Below are 14,479 nucleotides of genomic sequence, written 5' to 3' on the forward strand. Positions count from 1 at the left end.
ATATCCCTGGTTGAACGCACGAGGCCCGGGAGCGCTCCCGGGCCAGTGCAGGCGTCTAGATGCCGGGGCTGCATGGCCGCCCCGTGGGTTCCTTGGCGTTACTGTGCCTGATAGATCTGGTCGAACACACCACCATCATTGAAGAATTTTGGTTGCGCAGTCTTCCAGCCACCGAAGTCCTTGTCGATGGTTACCAGGTCCAGTTTCGGGAACTGCTTGCCGAATTCAGCCGCCACTTTTTCGTCTCGCGGGCGGTAGAAGTTCTCGGCGGCGATCTTCTGGCCTGCCGGGCTGTACAAGTGCTTGAGGTATTCGGTGGCAATTTCGGTATTGCCTTTCTTCTCGGCATTCTTGTCCACCACCGCGACCGGCGGCTCAGCCAGGATCGACAACGATGGCACCACGATTTCGAATTTATCGGCGCCGCCGTCCTCTTTCAGCGCCAGGAAGGCTTCGTTCTCCCACGCCAGCAGTACATCGCCCTGGCCGTTGTTGACGAAGGTAATGGTCGAGCCACGGGCACCGGTATCGAGCACCGGTACGTGTTTGAACAGCTCCTGAACGTAAGCCTTGGCCTTGTCTTCGCTGCCGCCGGTTTTCAGGCCGTAGGCCCAGGCGGCCAGGAAGTTCCAGCGAGCGCCGCCGGACGTTTTCGGGTTGGGGGTGATAACCGAGACATCCTGTTTGATCAGGTCGCCCCAATCCTTGATGCCTTTTGGGTTGCCCTTGCGCACCAGGAAGACGATGGTCGAGGTGTACGGAGTGCTGGCATCCGGCAGGCGCTTCTGCCAGTCCTCGGGGAGGGTCTTGCCCAGCTTGGCGATTTCGTCGATATCACCGGCTAGCGCCAGGGTCACCACGTCGGCGCGCAGGCCGTCGATCACAGCGCGGCCCTGCTTGCCCGAGCCGCCGTGGGACTGCTGAATCTTCACCTTGTCGCCCGGATGGGCCTGTTGCCAGTGCTTGATGAATTCGGCGTTGTACTGCTGATACAGCTCGCGGGTGGGGTCGTAGGACACGTTGAGCAGTTCGTAGTCCTTGGCGATGGCGGAACCGGCAAATACCGCACTGGCAAGCGCAGCCAGAGCATAACGGCGGATGGACATGGTGAAGCTCCCGATTGGCATTTTTCTAGTTTTGAAGGGGGTGGCGCGACTCAGCTGGGTTTGTGACCGGGCTGTTGCAGGCGGAATTTTTCCTTGCGCTCGATCTGCACGACCTGAGCGTTGTGCACGGTGATCTCTACCGCTCCAAACCGCAGGTCGCGCAGTGCGCTCTGGATTTCCCGCAAAATGGTGGCTTCATCCTGACCGTCGATGCTGCGCAGCGATGCACTCATGCTCGTTCTCCTTGGAGTGAGATGCCTGGCAGGGTTTGAAGGGGAAATGATTGCCTGGCTTGAGGGCAATAGTAGTGACGCGCGAATATTCTTAAAAATACTGTTTAAGAATTTTTATATAACCAAAAAATTAAAAGAAGATGCAGCTTCGGGGAAGTGATTGTCTTGTTGAGCTGTGCAGACCCGTTCGCGGCCCGCTACAGGCTGGAGCTGATCTGAAAACCCGCGCAGGCCTTCAAGAGCCGGTTTGCCGCAAATGCGCGGGTAGTTTCACCCTCGCATTCACGGCCAGGCCCGGCCTGGATGAAAGATCAGGGTCGGCCTTGTTCGTTGCCCTGTGGCTCGCGGATCTTGTACCAAGCCACATACAGCGCTGGCAGGAACAGCAGCGTGAGCAAGGTGGCGACGATGATCCCACCGATCATGGCGTAGGCCATCGGCCCCCAGAACACCTCGCGGGCAATCGGTATCATGCCCAGGCTCGCTGCTGCAGCCGTCAGCAGAATCGGCCTTCGCCGATGATTGGTGGCTTCGACCACGGCATCCCACGGCGTCAGGCCCTGGGCGTGGAACTCGTCGATCTGGGTCACCAGGATCACCGAGTTTCGGATGATGATGCCAGCCAGGGCAAGAATACCGAGGATTGCCACAAACCCCAGGGGCGTGCCAGTCGGCACCAGCGCCAGCACCACGCCGATCAAGCCCAGCGGCGCCACACTGATCACCAGCAGCAACTTCTGCACGCTGTGCAGTTGGATCATCAGGAAAGTAGCCATTAGGAACAGCATCAGCGGTATGACCTTGCTGATCGGCCCCTGAGCCTTGGCGCTCTCCTCCACCGTACCGCCCGTAGCCACTTCGAAGCCCACAGGTAATTTGCTGGCGAACTCATCGATCTTCGGCTTGAGCTGAGCCACCAGGTCAGTCGGCTGAATGTCACCGTTGACCGATGCCTTGATGGTGATGGTTGGCTTGCGATCGCGGCGCCACACCAGTGGCTGTTCGAGCTCGTAGCGCACGGTAGCGAAGGACAACAGTGGGATCGAGGTGCCGTTGGGGGTGAGGATCTGCAGGTTCTGCAGGGTATCGGGCGAGCCGCGCTCACCGTCTTCGGCGCGGGCGACCACATCGATCAGGTAGATGTTGTCATTGACCTGGGTGATCGGCACACCGCTGACGATGCTGTTCATCACTTTGGCCACATCCTCGGACGACAACCCCAGCTGGCGCGCCTTGTCCTGGGCGATCTCCACCCGCAGCACCTTGCCGGGCTCGTTCCAATCGAACATCATCTCGCCGATGTACTTGTTTTGATCCAACAAGGTCGCCAGGTCGATGGCGTGTTTGCGCACCTGATCGATATCGCCGCCACTGACCCGGTACTGGATCGGCCGCCCTACGGGCGGGCCCATCTCCAGCGACTGTACGTTGACACCGACACCGACGAAGTCTTCCCGCAGTATCTTCCTAAGGCGCGGCATCAAAGCCTCGCGCGCTTCAAGGCTCTTGCTGACGATCACCAACTGCGCGTAGTACGGGTTCTGCAGCTGCTGGTCCAGGGGCAGGTAGAAACGGATCGCACCCTGGCCGATGTAAGTGCTCCAGTGCACCAAGTCAGGGTCATCCTTGATCCGCGCCTCGAAACGATCCACCACTTTGCGGGTTTCCTCGATCGAAGCATTCTGCGGCAGGTTCAGGTCGACGAGGATTTCCGGCCGGTCAGATGACGGGAAGAACTGGTTCTGCACAAAGCGCATACAAAAGACCGCCAGGGCGAACAACACCACCGTGCCGATGATGGTCAGCCAGCGATGGCGCATGCACCATAGCAGGCCATGCTCGAATGCCCGGCCAACCCGACCTGGCTCGTTCGAATGGCCTTTGACCTTGCGGCTGCTGAGGATATGCACACCCAACACCGGGGCGAAGAACACCGCCACCACCCACGACACCAGCAGCGCCACCGCGATAACGGCGAACAGGGTGAAGGTGTATTCACCGGCAGAGCTGCCGTTCAAGCCAATGGGCACGAAGCCGGCCACCGTAACCAGGGTGCCCGTGAGCATGGGAAATGCCGTGGAGGTATAGGCGAAGGTGGCGGCCTGCTCCCGGCTTTCGCCCATCTCCAGCCGTGTGACCATCACCTCGACCGTGATCATCGCGTCATCGACCAGCAAACCCAGAGCGATGATCAAAGCCCCCAGTGAAATCCGCTGCATGGTGATGCCGCTGTATTCCATGAACACGAACACCATCGCCAGCACCAGTGGAATCGAGCATGCCACTACCAGGCCCGCGCGCATCCCCAGGCTGATGAAGCTCACCGCCAGCACGATAACCACGGCTTCGAACAGCGCACTGGTGAAACCACCAACTGCCTTTTCGACCACGACGGACTGGTCCGAGACGGTATGCACGCCCACGCCAATCGGCAGATCTTCTATCACCTGGTCCATCCGGTGTTTCAGCGCAGCACCGAACACCTGCACGTTGCCACCGGCCTTCATGCCGATTGCAAGGCCAATGGCGGTCTGACCGTTGTAACGGAACATCGGTGACGGCGGGTCGACGTAACCGCGCTGGATGTTGGCGATATCGGCCAGGCGGTAGAAGCGGTCATTGATCTTCAGGTTGACAGTCTGCAGGTCTTTTTCCGAAGCGAATTGCCCGGTGGTGCGCACTGAGATACGTTCCGGGCCAGCCTCGATCACCCCAGCCGGGGTTACGGCGTTCTGCGCTTGCAAAGCCTGCATGACCTGACGCTGGTCGATACCCAGCGCGGCCAATTTGCGGGTCGAGAAATTCAGGTACAGCACTTCATCCTGAGTGCCGATCATTTCGATCTTGCCGATATTGGGCACATCGCGCACTTCGGCGCGGGCCTGCTCCACGTAATCGCGCAGTTGACGCAGGGTGAGGCCATCGGCGGTGAACGCATATACCGAGCCGAAAACATCGCCGAATTCGTCATTGAAACCCGGGCCCTGGATGCCTGAGGGGAAGTCCCCGCGGATGTCCTGGATCTTCTTGCGCACCTGGTACCAGATTTGCGGGATGTCCTCGGCCTTGGTGGTATCGCGCAGGTAGACATACACCGTCGACTCGCCTGGGCGGGTGTAGCTTTTGGTGTAGTCGAGCGAATCGAGGTCTTCGAGCTTCTTCTCGATGCGGTCGGTGACTTGGTACAAGGTTTCGGCCTGAGTCGCACCAGGCCAGCGGGTCTGGATCACCATGGTCTTGATGGTGAACGACGGGTCTTCCTCACGGCCAAGATTGAAGTACGAAAAAATACCCATCAGCAGGCTGACGAACATCAGGTACCAGACGAAGGATTGATGCTTGAGCGCCCAGTCGGACAGGTTGAAGCTTCCTTTCATTGCGCATCCTCGTCGAAGATGACCTTCTGGCCAGGCTTGAGGCTGTTGACGCCGGCAGTCACCACGTATTCGCCGGGCTGCACGCCCGAGGCCAGCACGATACTGTCGTCGGTTCGCTCGATCAAAGTGACGTCCCGGGTATTCACGGTTTTTTGCTGGGTGTCGATCACCCAGACCTGGGTCTTGCCATCGCGTTCGAGCAGGGCGCTCAGGGGTAGCTCGCTGCGCGCCGATACCGGCGAGCTCAGAGTGACGCTGATCGCGGTGCCCAGATGGAACGCCGGCGGGGTGCTGGCAAGGGTCAGGCGGGCGCGGCGGGTACGAGTGGTCGGGTCTGCCTGGGGCTCCAGCTCACGCAAGGTTGCGGTGGTGTTGATGCCAGGATCGAGTTGCGAGGCGACGGTGAAGGTGAGGTTCTGGTTAAGTTGCTCGGCCACCCCGATCGGCAGGTCGATCACCGCCTCTTTCACATCAGGCCGCGCCAGCGTCACCACGGCCTGGCCAGCGGTAACGGTCTGCCCGGCCTCGGCCTGCCAAGCAGTGATCACTGCATCGTGGTCGCTGCGCAGGGTGCTGTAGCCGAGCTGGTCCTGGGCCTGGCGCTTAGCCGAGCGGGCCTGCTCCAGGGCGGCCCCGGTGGTCTTGAGGTTGGTCTGGGCGATATCCAACTGCGCCTGGGCCCCCACACCGCGATCATAGAGCTGCTGCTGACGGCGGGCATCGGCCTGGGCGTTGATCCACTGCGCCTGTACCCTGGCCAAGTCGCCCTCGGCGGCACGCAGCTGGTTTTGCTGGTCGGTAGGGTCAAGGGTCGCCAAAGTGTCGCCGGCTTTGACCTGGGCGCCCACATCCAGCCAGCGCCGCGCAATGCGCCCACCAACCCGGAAGCCCAAGGTGCTCTCGAAGCGCGCCTCGATCACCCCGGCGAAGCGCCCCAATTGCGCCTGCACCTGTGGCTGGACCTTGATCGACAGCACCGGGCGGATCGGCTCGGGCGCTTGCTCCTCACTACCGCAGGCAGCAAGCAGCATGGCGGCCGATACCATCAGCAGACGCTTCATCGTGCACCTCCGGGAGCTGTGGCATCGACTTTCTCCACCTGCATGCCGGGGTGTAGCAGCTGGGTTCCGTTGACCACGACCGTTTCCCCAGCCTTCAGGCCACTGGCGATGACGACCTTGCCGGTCAGGTAGCGGCCGACCTCGACCTTACGCAGTTCGACCTTGTCACCCTCGCCAACCACCCAAACCGCCGGGGCATGCAGCGCTTTGGTCAACGCCGACCATGGCAGCTCGATGCTCGGCCTGCCGACCGCATGGGTACTGGCCGTGACCGGTGCGCCCAGTTGCATACCGGGTGGTACGTTCTTCAGCGCCACCTTGACCTGCACCGTGCCACTTTGCGCCGACACTGTAGGGGTTATCTCGCGTACGAACCCTTGAGCCTGGATCTTGGGGTCGTCCAGCAGGCTAACGGTGACGCCGGTATCGCTCGGTGGCGCGACCAACAAGGATTCATACACGTTGAAGACTGCATCGCGCTCGCCATCCCGAGCCAGGCTGAAGATCGGCATGGTCGCCTGTACCACCTGGCCGACCTCGGCCTGGCGCGCGGTGATCACGCCATCGGCCTCGGACACCAGGGCGGTGTAGCTCAGTTGCTCGTTGGCATTGGCCAACTGCGCCTGAGCGGCCTTGAGCGCACTTTGGTTACTGCGCAGGGCAGCTTCGGCGGAATCGTATTCGCTTTTGCTGGTGTAGCCCTTGGGCAGCAACTTCTGCTGGCGCACGAACGCGGCACTGGTCTGGGTGACCCGCGCCTGGGCAGCAAAGACCTCGGCCTTGGCCGAGTCGACATTGTTCTGCAGGTCTTTGGGGTCAAGCCGTGCCAATACCTGCCTGGCTTTGACGTGGTCGCCGACATCCACGCTTCGGGAGATGATCTTGCCACCGACGCGGAACGACAAGTCGGTCTGCACCCGTGCTTGAACATCCCCAGTGAGGGTCACCCTGGCCGCGAAATCGGTTGGCGATACCTGCTGCACGCCCACCCGTGGGTGCGTTTGAGGCACTTCTTCTTTACTACAGCCGGTGAGCAAAAACAGCAGCCCCAGAAAAACGACCGACAATGGACGCATGAACTTCATGCAGGCTCCTTGCTTGCGCGCAAATGATTCGAGGGATGCGACTGTCAGCGTAGTCCAGGGTTCGAAAAACATCGCAGGCGGCAAACCGTTACACGCTTATCAGGTGCTGATTTCGAGGCAGGCAATTCGATCGTGGCGGGGGCATACGCGGGTGAACCCGCCCCCACAGGTTGGCGCATCTCAGAGCATGCGCAAGCCTTGTGGCAGCGGGTTCACTGGCGAATAGGCGGGGTCAGGCTGATGCAGCCACCTGGTTCGAGCGCTTGAGCTGAGGCTGCGAAGCGTTTGCTGCAGCCCCCTCTTCAATTGCCTGCTGAATCGCCTTGCGGCGACGCTCTTCGGCACGGCGGCTGAAGAACCAGACGAAGAAGGTCACGATCGACACCGACAGCAGAATCAAGCTGGCTACGGCGTTGATCTCGGGCTTCACGCCCAGGCGCACGGCCGAGAACACTTCCATCGGCAAGGTCGTCGAACCCGGGCCTGACACGAAGCTGGCCAGAACCAGGTCGTCCAGCGACAGCGCGAACGACATCATGCCGCCCGCCGCCAACGACGGCGCGATCATCGGGATGGTGATCAGGAAGAACACCTTCCACGGCTTGGCACCCAAGTCCATGGCCGCCTCTTCGATCGATAGGTCCAGCTCACGCAGACGTGCCGACACCACCACCGCCACATAGGCTGCACAGAACGTGGTGTGTGCGATCCAGATGGTGACGATGCCACGCTCCTGCGGCCAGCCGATCATCTGCGCCATGGCCACGAACAGCAGCAACAGCGACAGACCGGTAATCACCTCTGGCATCACCAGCGGCGCGGTGACCAAACCACCGAACAGGGTGCGCCCCTTGAAGCGGGTGACCCGGGTCAGCACGAAGGCCGCCAGAGTGCCCAGCGCCACTGCCGCCACCGCCGTGTAGCAGGCGATTTCCAGCGAGCGCATGACCGAACCCATCAACTGGGTATTGTCGAGCAGGCCGACGTACCACTTCACCGACCAGCCGCCCCACACCGTCACCAGCTTGGAAGCGTTGAACGAATAGATCACCAGGATCAGCATCGGCAGGTAAATGAACAGCAAGCCAAGCACCAGCATCACGCTGGAGAAACTGAAGCGCTTCATGCTCTGCCCTCCATTTCTTTAGCCTGGCTGCGGTTGAACAGCAGGATCGGCACGATCAGGATCGCCAGCATCACCACCGCCAAGGCAGAGGCCACCGGCCAGTCACGGTTATTGAAGAATTCCTGCCACAGCACTTTACCGATCATCAAGGTTTCCGGGCCGCCGAGCAGTTCAGGGATGACGAACTCGCCTACTACCGGGATGAACACCAGCATGCAGCCGGCGATGATGCCGTTCTTCGACAGCGGCACGGTGATCTTCCAGAAGCTGTTGAAAGTGCTCGACCCCAGGTCCGAAGCCGCTTCGAGCAAGCTTTGATCGTGCTTCACCAGGTTGGCGAACAGCGGCAGAATCATGAACGGCAGGTACGAATAGACCACGCCGATATACACCGCCAGGTTGGTGTTGAGGATCTGTAACGGCTGATCGATCAACCCAGTCCACAGCAAGAAGCCATTGAGCAGGCCGTTGTTGCTGAGGATGCCCATCCAGGCATAGACGCGGATCAGGATCGCGGTCCAGGTCGGCATCATGATCAGCAGCAGCAGAACCGTCTGGGTTTCCTTCTTGGCATTGGCGATGGCATAGGCCATCGGGTAGCCGATCAGCAGGCACAGCAGGGTGCTGAAGAAGGCCATCTTCAACGAACCCAGGTAGGCCGAGATGTACAGTTCATCCTCGGTCAACAGGCCGTAGTTGGCCAGGTTGAGTACCAACTGGATCTTGTCTTCGACGTAGGTATAGATCTCGGTATACGGCGGGATCGCTACGTCGGCTTCAGCGAAGCTGATCTTCAGCACGATGAAGAACGGCAGCATGAAGAACAGGAACAGCCAGATGAACGGAATCCCGATCACCACGTGCCGCCCCTCCGGGATCAGGCGTTGGAAGGCTCGCTTGAGCTTGCGAATTTTCATGACCGCAGTACCACGCCGCTGTCGTCTTCCCACCACACGAACACTTCATCGCCCCAGGTCGGCCGGGCGCCCTGGCGTTCGGCATTGGCGACGAAGGTCTGGACGATCTTGCCGCTGGGCAACTCAACATAGAACACCGAGTGGCCGCCCAGGTAGGCGATGTCATGCACCTTGCCGCGCGACCAGTTGTGCTCGAAGTCTGGCTGGGTGGTGGTGACCAGGAGTTTCTCCGGGCGCAATGCGTAGGTGATGTGCTTGTCTTCCACCGAGGTGGTGATGCCGTGGCCCACGTAGATCTTGCGCTCCAGCTCAGGGCTGGCAATGATCGCGTAGCCTTCGGCGTCGTCGACCACATCACCCTCGAACAGGTTGACGTTACCGATGAATTCGCACACCAGGCGGCTGGTAGGGGTCTCGTAGATGTCCACTGGCGAGCCGATCTGGGCGATCCAGCCTAGATGCATGATGGCGATGCGCTGGGCCATGGTCATGGCCTCTTCCTGGTCGTGGGTCACCATCACGCAGGTCACGCCCACGCGCTCGATGATTTCCACCAGTTCCAGTTGCATCTGCGACCGCAGTTTCTTGTCCAGCGCACCCATTGGCTCATCGAGCAGCAGCAGCTTGGGGCGTTTGGCCAGGGAGCGAGCCAGCGCCACCCGCTGACGCTGGCCACCGGAAAGCTGGTGTGGCTTGCGCTTGGCGTACTGAGTCATGTGCACCAGCTTGAGCATCTCGGCCACGCGGGCGTCGATCTCGGCCTTGGGCATTTTGTCCTGCTGCAGGCCGAAGGCGATGTTCTGCGCAACGGTCATGTGCGGGAACAGCGCGTAGGACTGGAACATCATGTTGATTGGCCGCTCGTACGGCGGCATGTCGGTGATGTCGACGCCATCGAGGAAGATCCGCCCTTCTGTCGGGCGCTCGAAGCCAGCCAGCATACGCAGCAAGGTGGATTTGCCGGAACCGGAGCCACCTAGCAGGGCGAAGATCTCGCCTTTGCGGATTTCCAGGGACACATCGTCCACGGCGACGGTTTCGTCGAATTTTTTTGTAACCCGGTCGATCTTGACCAGCACCTGCTTGGGTTGCTGGCCACCCTCGAGGGCTTTTTTATAGGCACCGGAGGCAACTGCCATGAGTGAAACTCCCAACAAGATTTTTGTGCCCGTGCCGCCTGTAGGTCAGGTGCCGACACGGGTCTGGATGATTACTTGCCCGACTTGACCTTGGTCCAGCTACGGGTCATCAGACGCTGCACCTTTGGCGGCAACTCTGAGTTCACGAACATCTTGTCCAGCACTTCCTGCGGTGGGTAAACCGCGGCGTCAGTCCTCACGGCCTGGTCCATCAGGTCGCCAGCCTTGGGGTTCGGGTTGGCGTAACCGACGTAATCACTGACCTGGGCGATAACCTCAGGTTTCAGCAAATAGTTGATGAAGGCGTGGGCCTCTTTGACGTTCTTGGCGTCCTTGGGGATCGCCAGCACATCGAACCAAAGGTTGCCGCCTTCCTTGGGGATGGCATAAGCCAGGTTCACGCCCTTCTTCGCTTCCTCAGCGCGGGCCTTGGCCTGGAACACATCACCCGAGAAACCTGCCGCGACGCAGATGTCGCCGTTGGCCAGGTCCGTGATGTACTTGGACGAGTGGAAGTAGGTCACGTACGGGCGTACGGCCAGTAACTTCTGCTCGGCCTTTGCGTAATCCTTGGGGTCGGTGCTGTTGGGGTTGAGCCCCATGTAGTTGAGCACCGCGGGGAGCATTTCGTCTGCCGAATCGAGGAAGGCCACACCGCACTTGGAGAGCTTCTTCATGTTCTCGGGTTCGAACAGCACCGCCCAGGAGTCGATGGTATCCACGCCCAGCGCGGCCTTGACCTTATCGACGTTGTAACCAATACCATTGGTGCCCCACAGATATGGCACGGCGTACTGGTTGCCTGGGTCGTTCTTCTCCAGGCGCTTCATCAACGCCGGGTCAAGGTTGGAATAGTTGGGCAGCAGGTTCTTGTCGAGCTTGCGAAACGCGCCCGCCTTGATCTGCTTGCCGAGGAAATGGTTGGACGGCACCACTACGTCATAGCCGGTGTTGCCGGCCAGCAGTTTGCCTTCCAAGGTTTCGTTGGAGTCGAAAACGTCCTGCACAGGCTTGATGCCCGTTTGCTTTTCGAAGTCCGCCAATGTGTTCGGGCCGATATAGTCCGACCAGTTGTAGAAGTGCACCGTAGGCGCCGCTTGGACGCTGCATGCCAGCGTCAGGCCCGCTCCAGCCATCAAGGCCTTGCGAAATACAGAAATAGACAAGTGGTGGGTCCTCACAATCAGTGCCTGGGTGACGGCGTACTCATTCGCTACAAGCGCTGCCGCGCACACAAAACCGGCGCGCAACTTACCTGCGCAGCCTCGATGCCGCAATCATCAATTGCCATTGGCAGGCTCTAGGCCGGGAAACCCCAGCCCAGAGGCCACGCATCGGGGTTATTTGCCCGACTTGATCCGGGTCCAGCTACGGGTGATGTCACGCTGCACCTTTGCATCGGGTGCCGCGATGGCGTACAGCTTCTTCTTCACGTCCGCTGGCGGGTAGATGCTCGGGTCGCCTTTGATGGCCTGGTCCACGAACTGGGTGGCTGCGGCGTTACCGTTAGGGAAGCGCACGGCGTTGGTGATTTCGGCCATGATTTCCGGCTGCAGCAGGAAGTTCATGAACTGGTAGGCAGCATCTTTATGCTCGGCATCTTTCGGGATGGCGACCATGTCGTAGAAGGTGCCGGCACCTTCTTTAGGAATCACGTAGTCCACCTTGACCTTGTCGCCGGCCTCGTGAGCGCGGGCCTTGGACTGCTCCAGGTCACCCGAGTAACCGACGGCTACGCAGATGTTGCCGTTGGCCATGTCGCCAATGTACTTGGACGAGTGGAAGTAGGTGATCGAAGGACGGATCTTGAGGAACAGGTCCTCGGCGGCCTTGAGGTCTTGCTTGCTGGTGCTGTTGGTCGGCTTGCCCAGGTAGTGCAGCGCAGCCGGGATCATCTCGGTCGGGGCATCCAGGAAGCTTACGCCGCAGCTCTTGAGCTTTTCGATGTTCTCAGGCTTGAACACCACGTCCCACGAGTCGATCTTGTCCACGCCCAGCGCGGCCTTGACCTTTTCCGGGTTGTAGCCGATGCCGATCGAACCCCACATGTACGGGAAGGCGTATTTGTTGCCTTGGTCGCTGGCATCGCCCACGGCCTTGAGCAGGTCTTCGTCGAGGTTTTTCCAGTTGCTGAGCTTGGAGCGGTCCAGCTCCTCGTAGACGCCAGCCTTGATCTGCTTGGCCAGGAAGTTGTTGGACGGCACAACGATGTCGTAACCCGACTTGCCCGCCAGCAGCTTGGCTTCGAGGGTTTCGTTGCTGTCGAAGACGTCGTATTTGACCTTGATGCCAGTTTGCTTCTCGAACTTGGCGATGGTGTCCGGCGCGATGTAGTCCGACCAGTTGTAGACGTTCAACACCTTGTCTTCGGCCTGTGCAGCAGTGGCCATGGCACCCATCAGGGCTGCGGCCAGCAACGTCTTGCCCATTTTCTTCATGCGTCATGCTCCAGATTTTTTTGATTAGCCATCCGTTCAGCAGCCAGGCCCCGCGTTACACGCGTCGCAGCGACTGAAACAGCCACTAGTCTGGCAAGTTACAAGGCGCTGTTTCAAGGAAAGCACGGCCTTGTAACCGCTTAATGTCACATCGCTAGCCTAGCAAACGCTCAGCGGATCGCTTCGAGTGTCAGGTCCAGGCACTTGCGCGCCTTTTCCACGAGCTCATCCACCTCCTCGCGGCTGATCACCAACGGTGGCGCGATGATCATGGTGTCGCCAACCGCGCGCATGATCAGGCCGTTCTCGAAGCAGAAGTTACGGCACACCATGCCTACACCTTTGCCTTCGTAACGGCTGCGGGTGGCTTTGTCCTTGACCAGCTCGATCGCGCCAAGCAGGCCAAGGCCGCGTACCTCGCCTACCAGCGGGTGGTCCTGCAGCTCGCGCAGTCGTTTTTGCAAGTACGGTGCCACTTCCGTGCGCGCCTTCTCGACGATCTTTTCATCGCGCAGGATACGCAGGTTTTCCAGGCCCACCGCCGCCGCCACCGGGTGCCCGGAGTAGGTGAAGCCGTGGTTGAAGTCACCGCCCTCGCTGAGCACCTTGGCAACTTTGTCTCGCACGATCACCCCACCCATGGGGATGTAGCCAGAGGTCAGGCCCTTGGCGATGGTCATCAAATCAGGCTTGAGGTCGTAGTAGTCGGAGCCGAACCACTGGCCGGTACGGCCGAAACCGCAGATCACTTCATCGGCAACGAACAGGATGTCGTACTTGGCCAGGATCTCCTTCACCTTCGGCCAATAGGTTTCAGGCGGGATGATGACCCCGCCTGCGCCCTGGATTGGCTCGGCAATGAAGGCCGCCACGTTGTCTTCGCCGACTTCCAGGATTTTTTGTTCCAGTTGCTCGGCGGCCCATACCCCGAACGCATCCGGGGTCATGTCACCGCCCTCGCCGAACCAGTATGGCTGGGCGATGTGCACGATGCCCGGGATCGGCAAGCCGCCCTGCTCGTGCATGCCACTCATACCACCCAGGCTGGCCCCGGCAACGGTCGAGCCGTGGTAGCCATTGACCCGGCCGATAATGGTCTGCTTGTGCGGTTTGCCTTTCAGCGCCCAGTAATGGCGAACCATGCGCAGCACGGTGTCATTGCCTTCGGAACCGGAGCCGGTGAAGAACACATGGGTCATGCCCTGCGGCGCAACCTCGGTGATCGCCTTGGCCAGCTCCAGCGCTGGCGGGTGGGCGGTCTGGAAGAACAGGTTGTAGTACGGCAACTCGCGCATCTGCCTTTCGGCCGCCTGCACCAACTCTTCGCGGCCATAGCCAACCGCCACGCACCACAGGCCGGCCATGCCGTCGAGGATCTTGTGCCCCTCGCTGTCCCACAAATGCACACCCTGCGCTTTGGTAATGATGCGCGGGCCCTTCTCCTTGAGCTGCTTGTAGTCAGAGAAGGGTGCAAGGTGATGCTCGCCGCTCAGGTTTTGCCATTCACGGGTTTGCGGGTTATTGACGCTCATGTGCCTCTCCATTTTCCGGCAGCCGCAGCAGCGGCCTCAGGGTTGATCAGACAGCGAATAGCAGGAACTCACGCTCCCAGGAGCTGATGACGCGCTTGAAGTTCTCATGCTCGGCGCGCTTGGTGGCGACGTAGCCGGTGATGAACTTCTTGCCCAGGTACTGCACCAGCGCGCGGCTGATTTCCATGCGCTCAAGGGCATCTTCGATGGTCAGCGGCAGGCGCAGGTTGCGGCGCTCGTAGCCACGGCCCTGAACCGGCGCGCTGGCTTCGATGCCTTCGACCATGCCGATGTAGCCGCACAGCAGGCTCGCGGCGATGGCCAGGTAGGGGTTGGCATCAGCGCCTGGCAGGCGGTTCTCGACACGGCGGTTCTGCGGGCCGGCATCCGGTACGCGCAGGCCAACGGTGCGGTTTTCTTCGCCCCACTCCACGTTCACCGGCGCCGAGGTATCGGGCAGGAAGC

Annotated in this window: 11 protein-coding genes and 1 pseudogene; all 12 read right to left on the reverse strand. The window is 60.4% G+C overall.

What is annotated here, in order from left to right; all coding sequences use genetic code 11:
- Positions 1-98: 98 nt before the first annotated feature.
- Entirely contained in the window at positions 99-1,106 is a 1,008-nt protein-coding gene (locus J5M56_RS20550) for a sulfate ABC transporter substrate-binding protein (protein ID WP_060477150.1), read from the reverse strand.
- Positions 1,107-1,156: 50 nt separating this feature from the next.
- Positions 1,157-1,339 carry a sulfur starvation response protein OscA gene (oscA, locus tag J5M56_RS20555; protein WP_060477151.1) on the reverse strand — a complete coding sequence of 61 codons (183 nt, stop codon included), beginning with the start codon at positions 1,337-1,339 and terminating at the stop codon, positions 1,157-1,159.
- A 311-nt stretch (positions 1,340-1,650) separates the two neighbouring features.
- Positions 1,651-4,716: an efflux RND transporter permease subunit gene (locus tag J5M56_RS20560; protein ID WP_207937656.1), complete on the reverse strand. Its 3,066-nt coding sequence runs from the start codon at positions 4,714-4,716 to the stop codon at positions 1,651-1,653.
- Positions 4,713-5,777 carry an efflux RND transporter periplasmic adaptor subunit gene (locus tag J5M56_RS20565; RefSeq protein ID WP_207937657.1) on the reverse strand — a complete coding sequence of 355 codons (1,065 nt, stop codon included), beginning with the start codon at positions 5,775-5,777 and terminating at the stop codon, positions 4,713-4,715. The genes J5M56_RS20560 and J5M56_RS20565 overlap by 4 nt, the downstream gene beginning before the upstream one ends.
- Positions 5,774-6,862: an efflux RND transporter periplasmic adaptor subunit gene (locus tag J5M56_RS20570; protein ID WP_207937658.1), complete on the reverse strand. Its 1,089-nt coding sequence runs from the start codon at positions 6,860-6,862 to the stop codon at positions 5,774-5,776. The genes J5M56_RS20565 and J5M56_RS20570 overlap by 4 nt, the downstream gene beginning before the upstream one ends.
- A gap of 232 nt (positions 6,863-7,094) precedes the next feature.
- The gene (locus J5M56_RS20575) at positions 7,095-7,988 is read right to left on the reverse strand and encodes an ABC transporter permease subunit (RefSeq protein ID WP_186476214.1); all 894 of its coding nucleotides are present in this window, start codon (positions 7,986-7,988) and stop codon (positions 7,095-7,097) included.
- Positions 7,985-8,866: an ABC transporter permease subunit gene (locus tag J5M56_RS20580; RefSeq protein ID WP_207937662.1), complete on the reverse strand. Its 882-nt coding sequence runs from the start codon at positions 8,864-8,866 to the stop codon at positions 7,985-7,987. The genes J5M56_RS20575 and J5M56_RS20580 overlap by 4 nt, the downstream gene beginning before the upstream one ends.
- A gap of 35 nt (positions 8,867-8,901) precedes the next feature.
- Positions 8,902-10,044, reverse strand: a complete 1,143-nt coding sequence (gene potA / locus J5M56_RS20585) for a polyamine ABC transporter ATP-binding protein (RefSeq protein WP_060477157.1) — start codon at positions 10,042-10,044, stop codon at positions 8,902-8,904.
- A 71-nt stretch (positions 10,045-10,115) separates the two neighbouring features.
- Positions 10,116-11,210, reverse strand: coding sequence for a polyamine ABC transporter substrate-binding protein (locus J5M56_RS20590; RefSeq protein ID WP_186476213.1), 1,095 nt, complete (start codon positions 11,208-11,210; stop codon positions 10,116-10,118).
- A 174-nt stretch (positions 11,211-11,384) separates the two neighbouring features.
- Complete coding sequence (locus J5M56_RS20595; protein ID WP_186476212.1) at positions 11,385-12,482, reverse strand: polyamine ABC transporter substrate-binding protein; 1,098 nt, start codon at positions 12,480-12,482, stop codon at positions 11,385-11,387.
- A gap of 170 nt (positions 12,483-12,652) precedes the next feature.
- The gene (locus tag J5M56_RS20600; RefSeq protein ID WP_207937659.1) at positions 12,653-14,014 is read right to left on the reverse strand and encodes an aspartate aminotransferase family protein; all 1,362 of its coding nucleotides are present in this window, start codon (positions 14,012-14,014) and stop codon (positions 12,653-12,655) included.
- Between the two features lie 46 nt (positions 14,015-14,060).
- Positions 14,061-14,479, reverse strand: a pseudogene (locus tag J5M56_RS20605) (glutamine synthetase); the annotation flags it as partial.

The organism is Pseudomonas sp. 51_B (assembly GCF_017491595.1).
Classification (GTDB): domain Bacteria; phylum Pseudomonadota; class Gammaproteobacteria; order Pseudomonadales; family Pseudomonadaceae; genus Aquipseudomonas; species Aquipseudomonas promysalinigenes.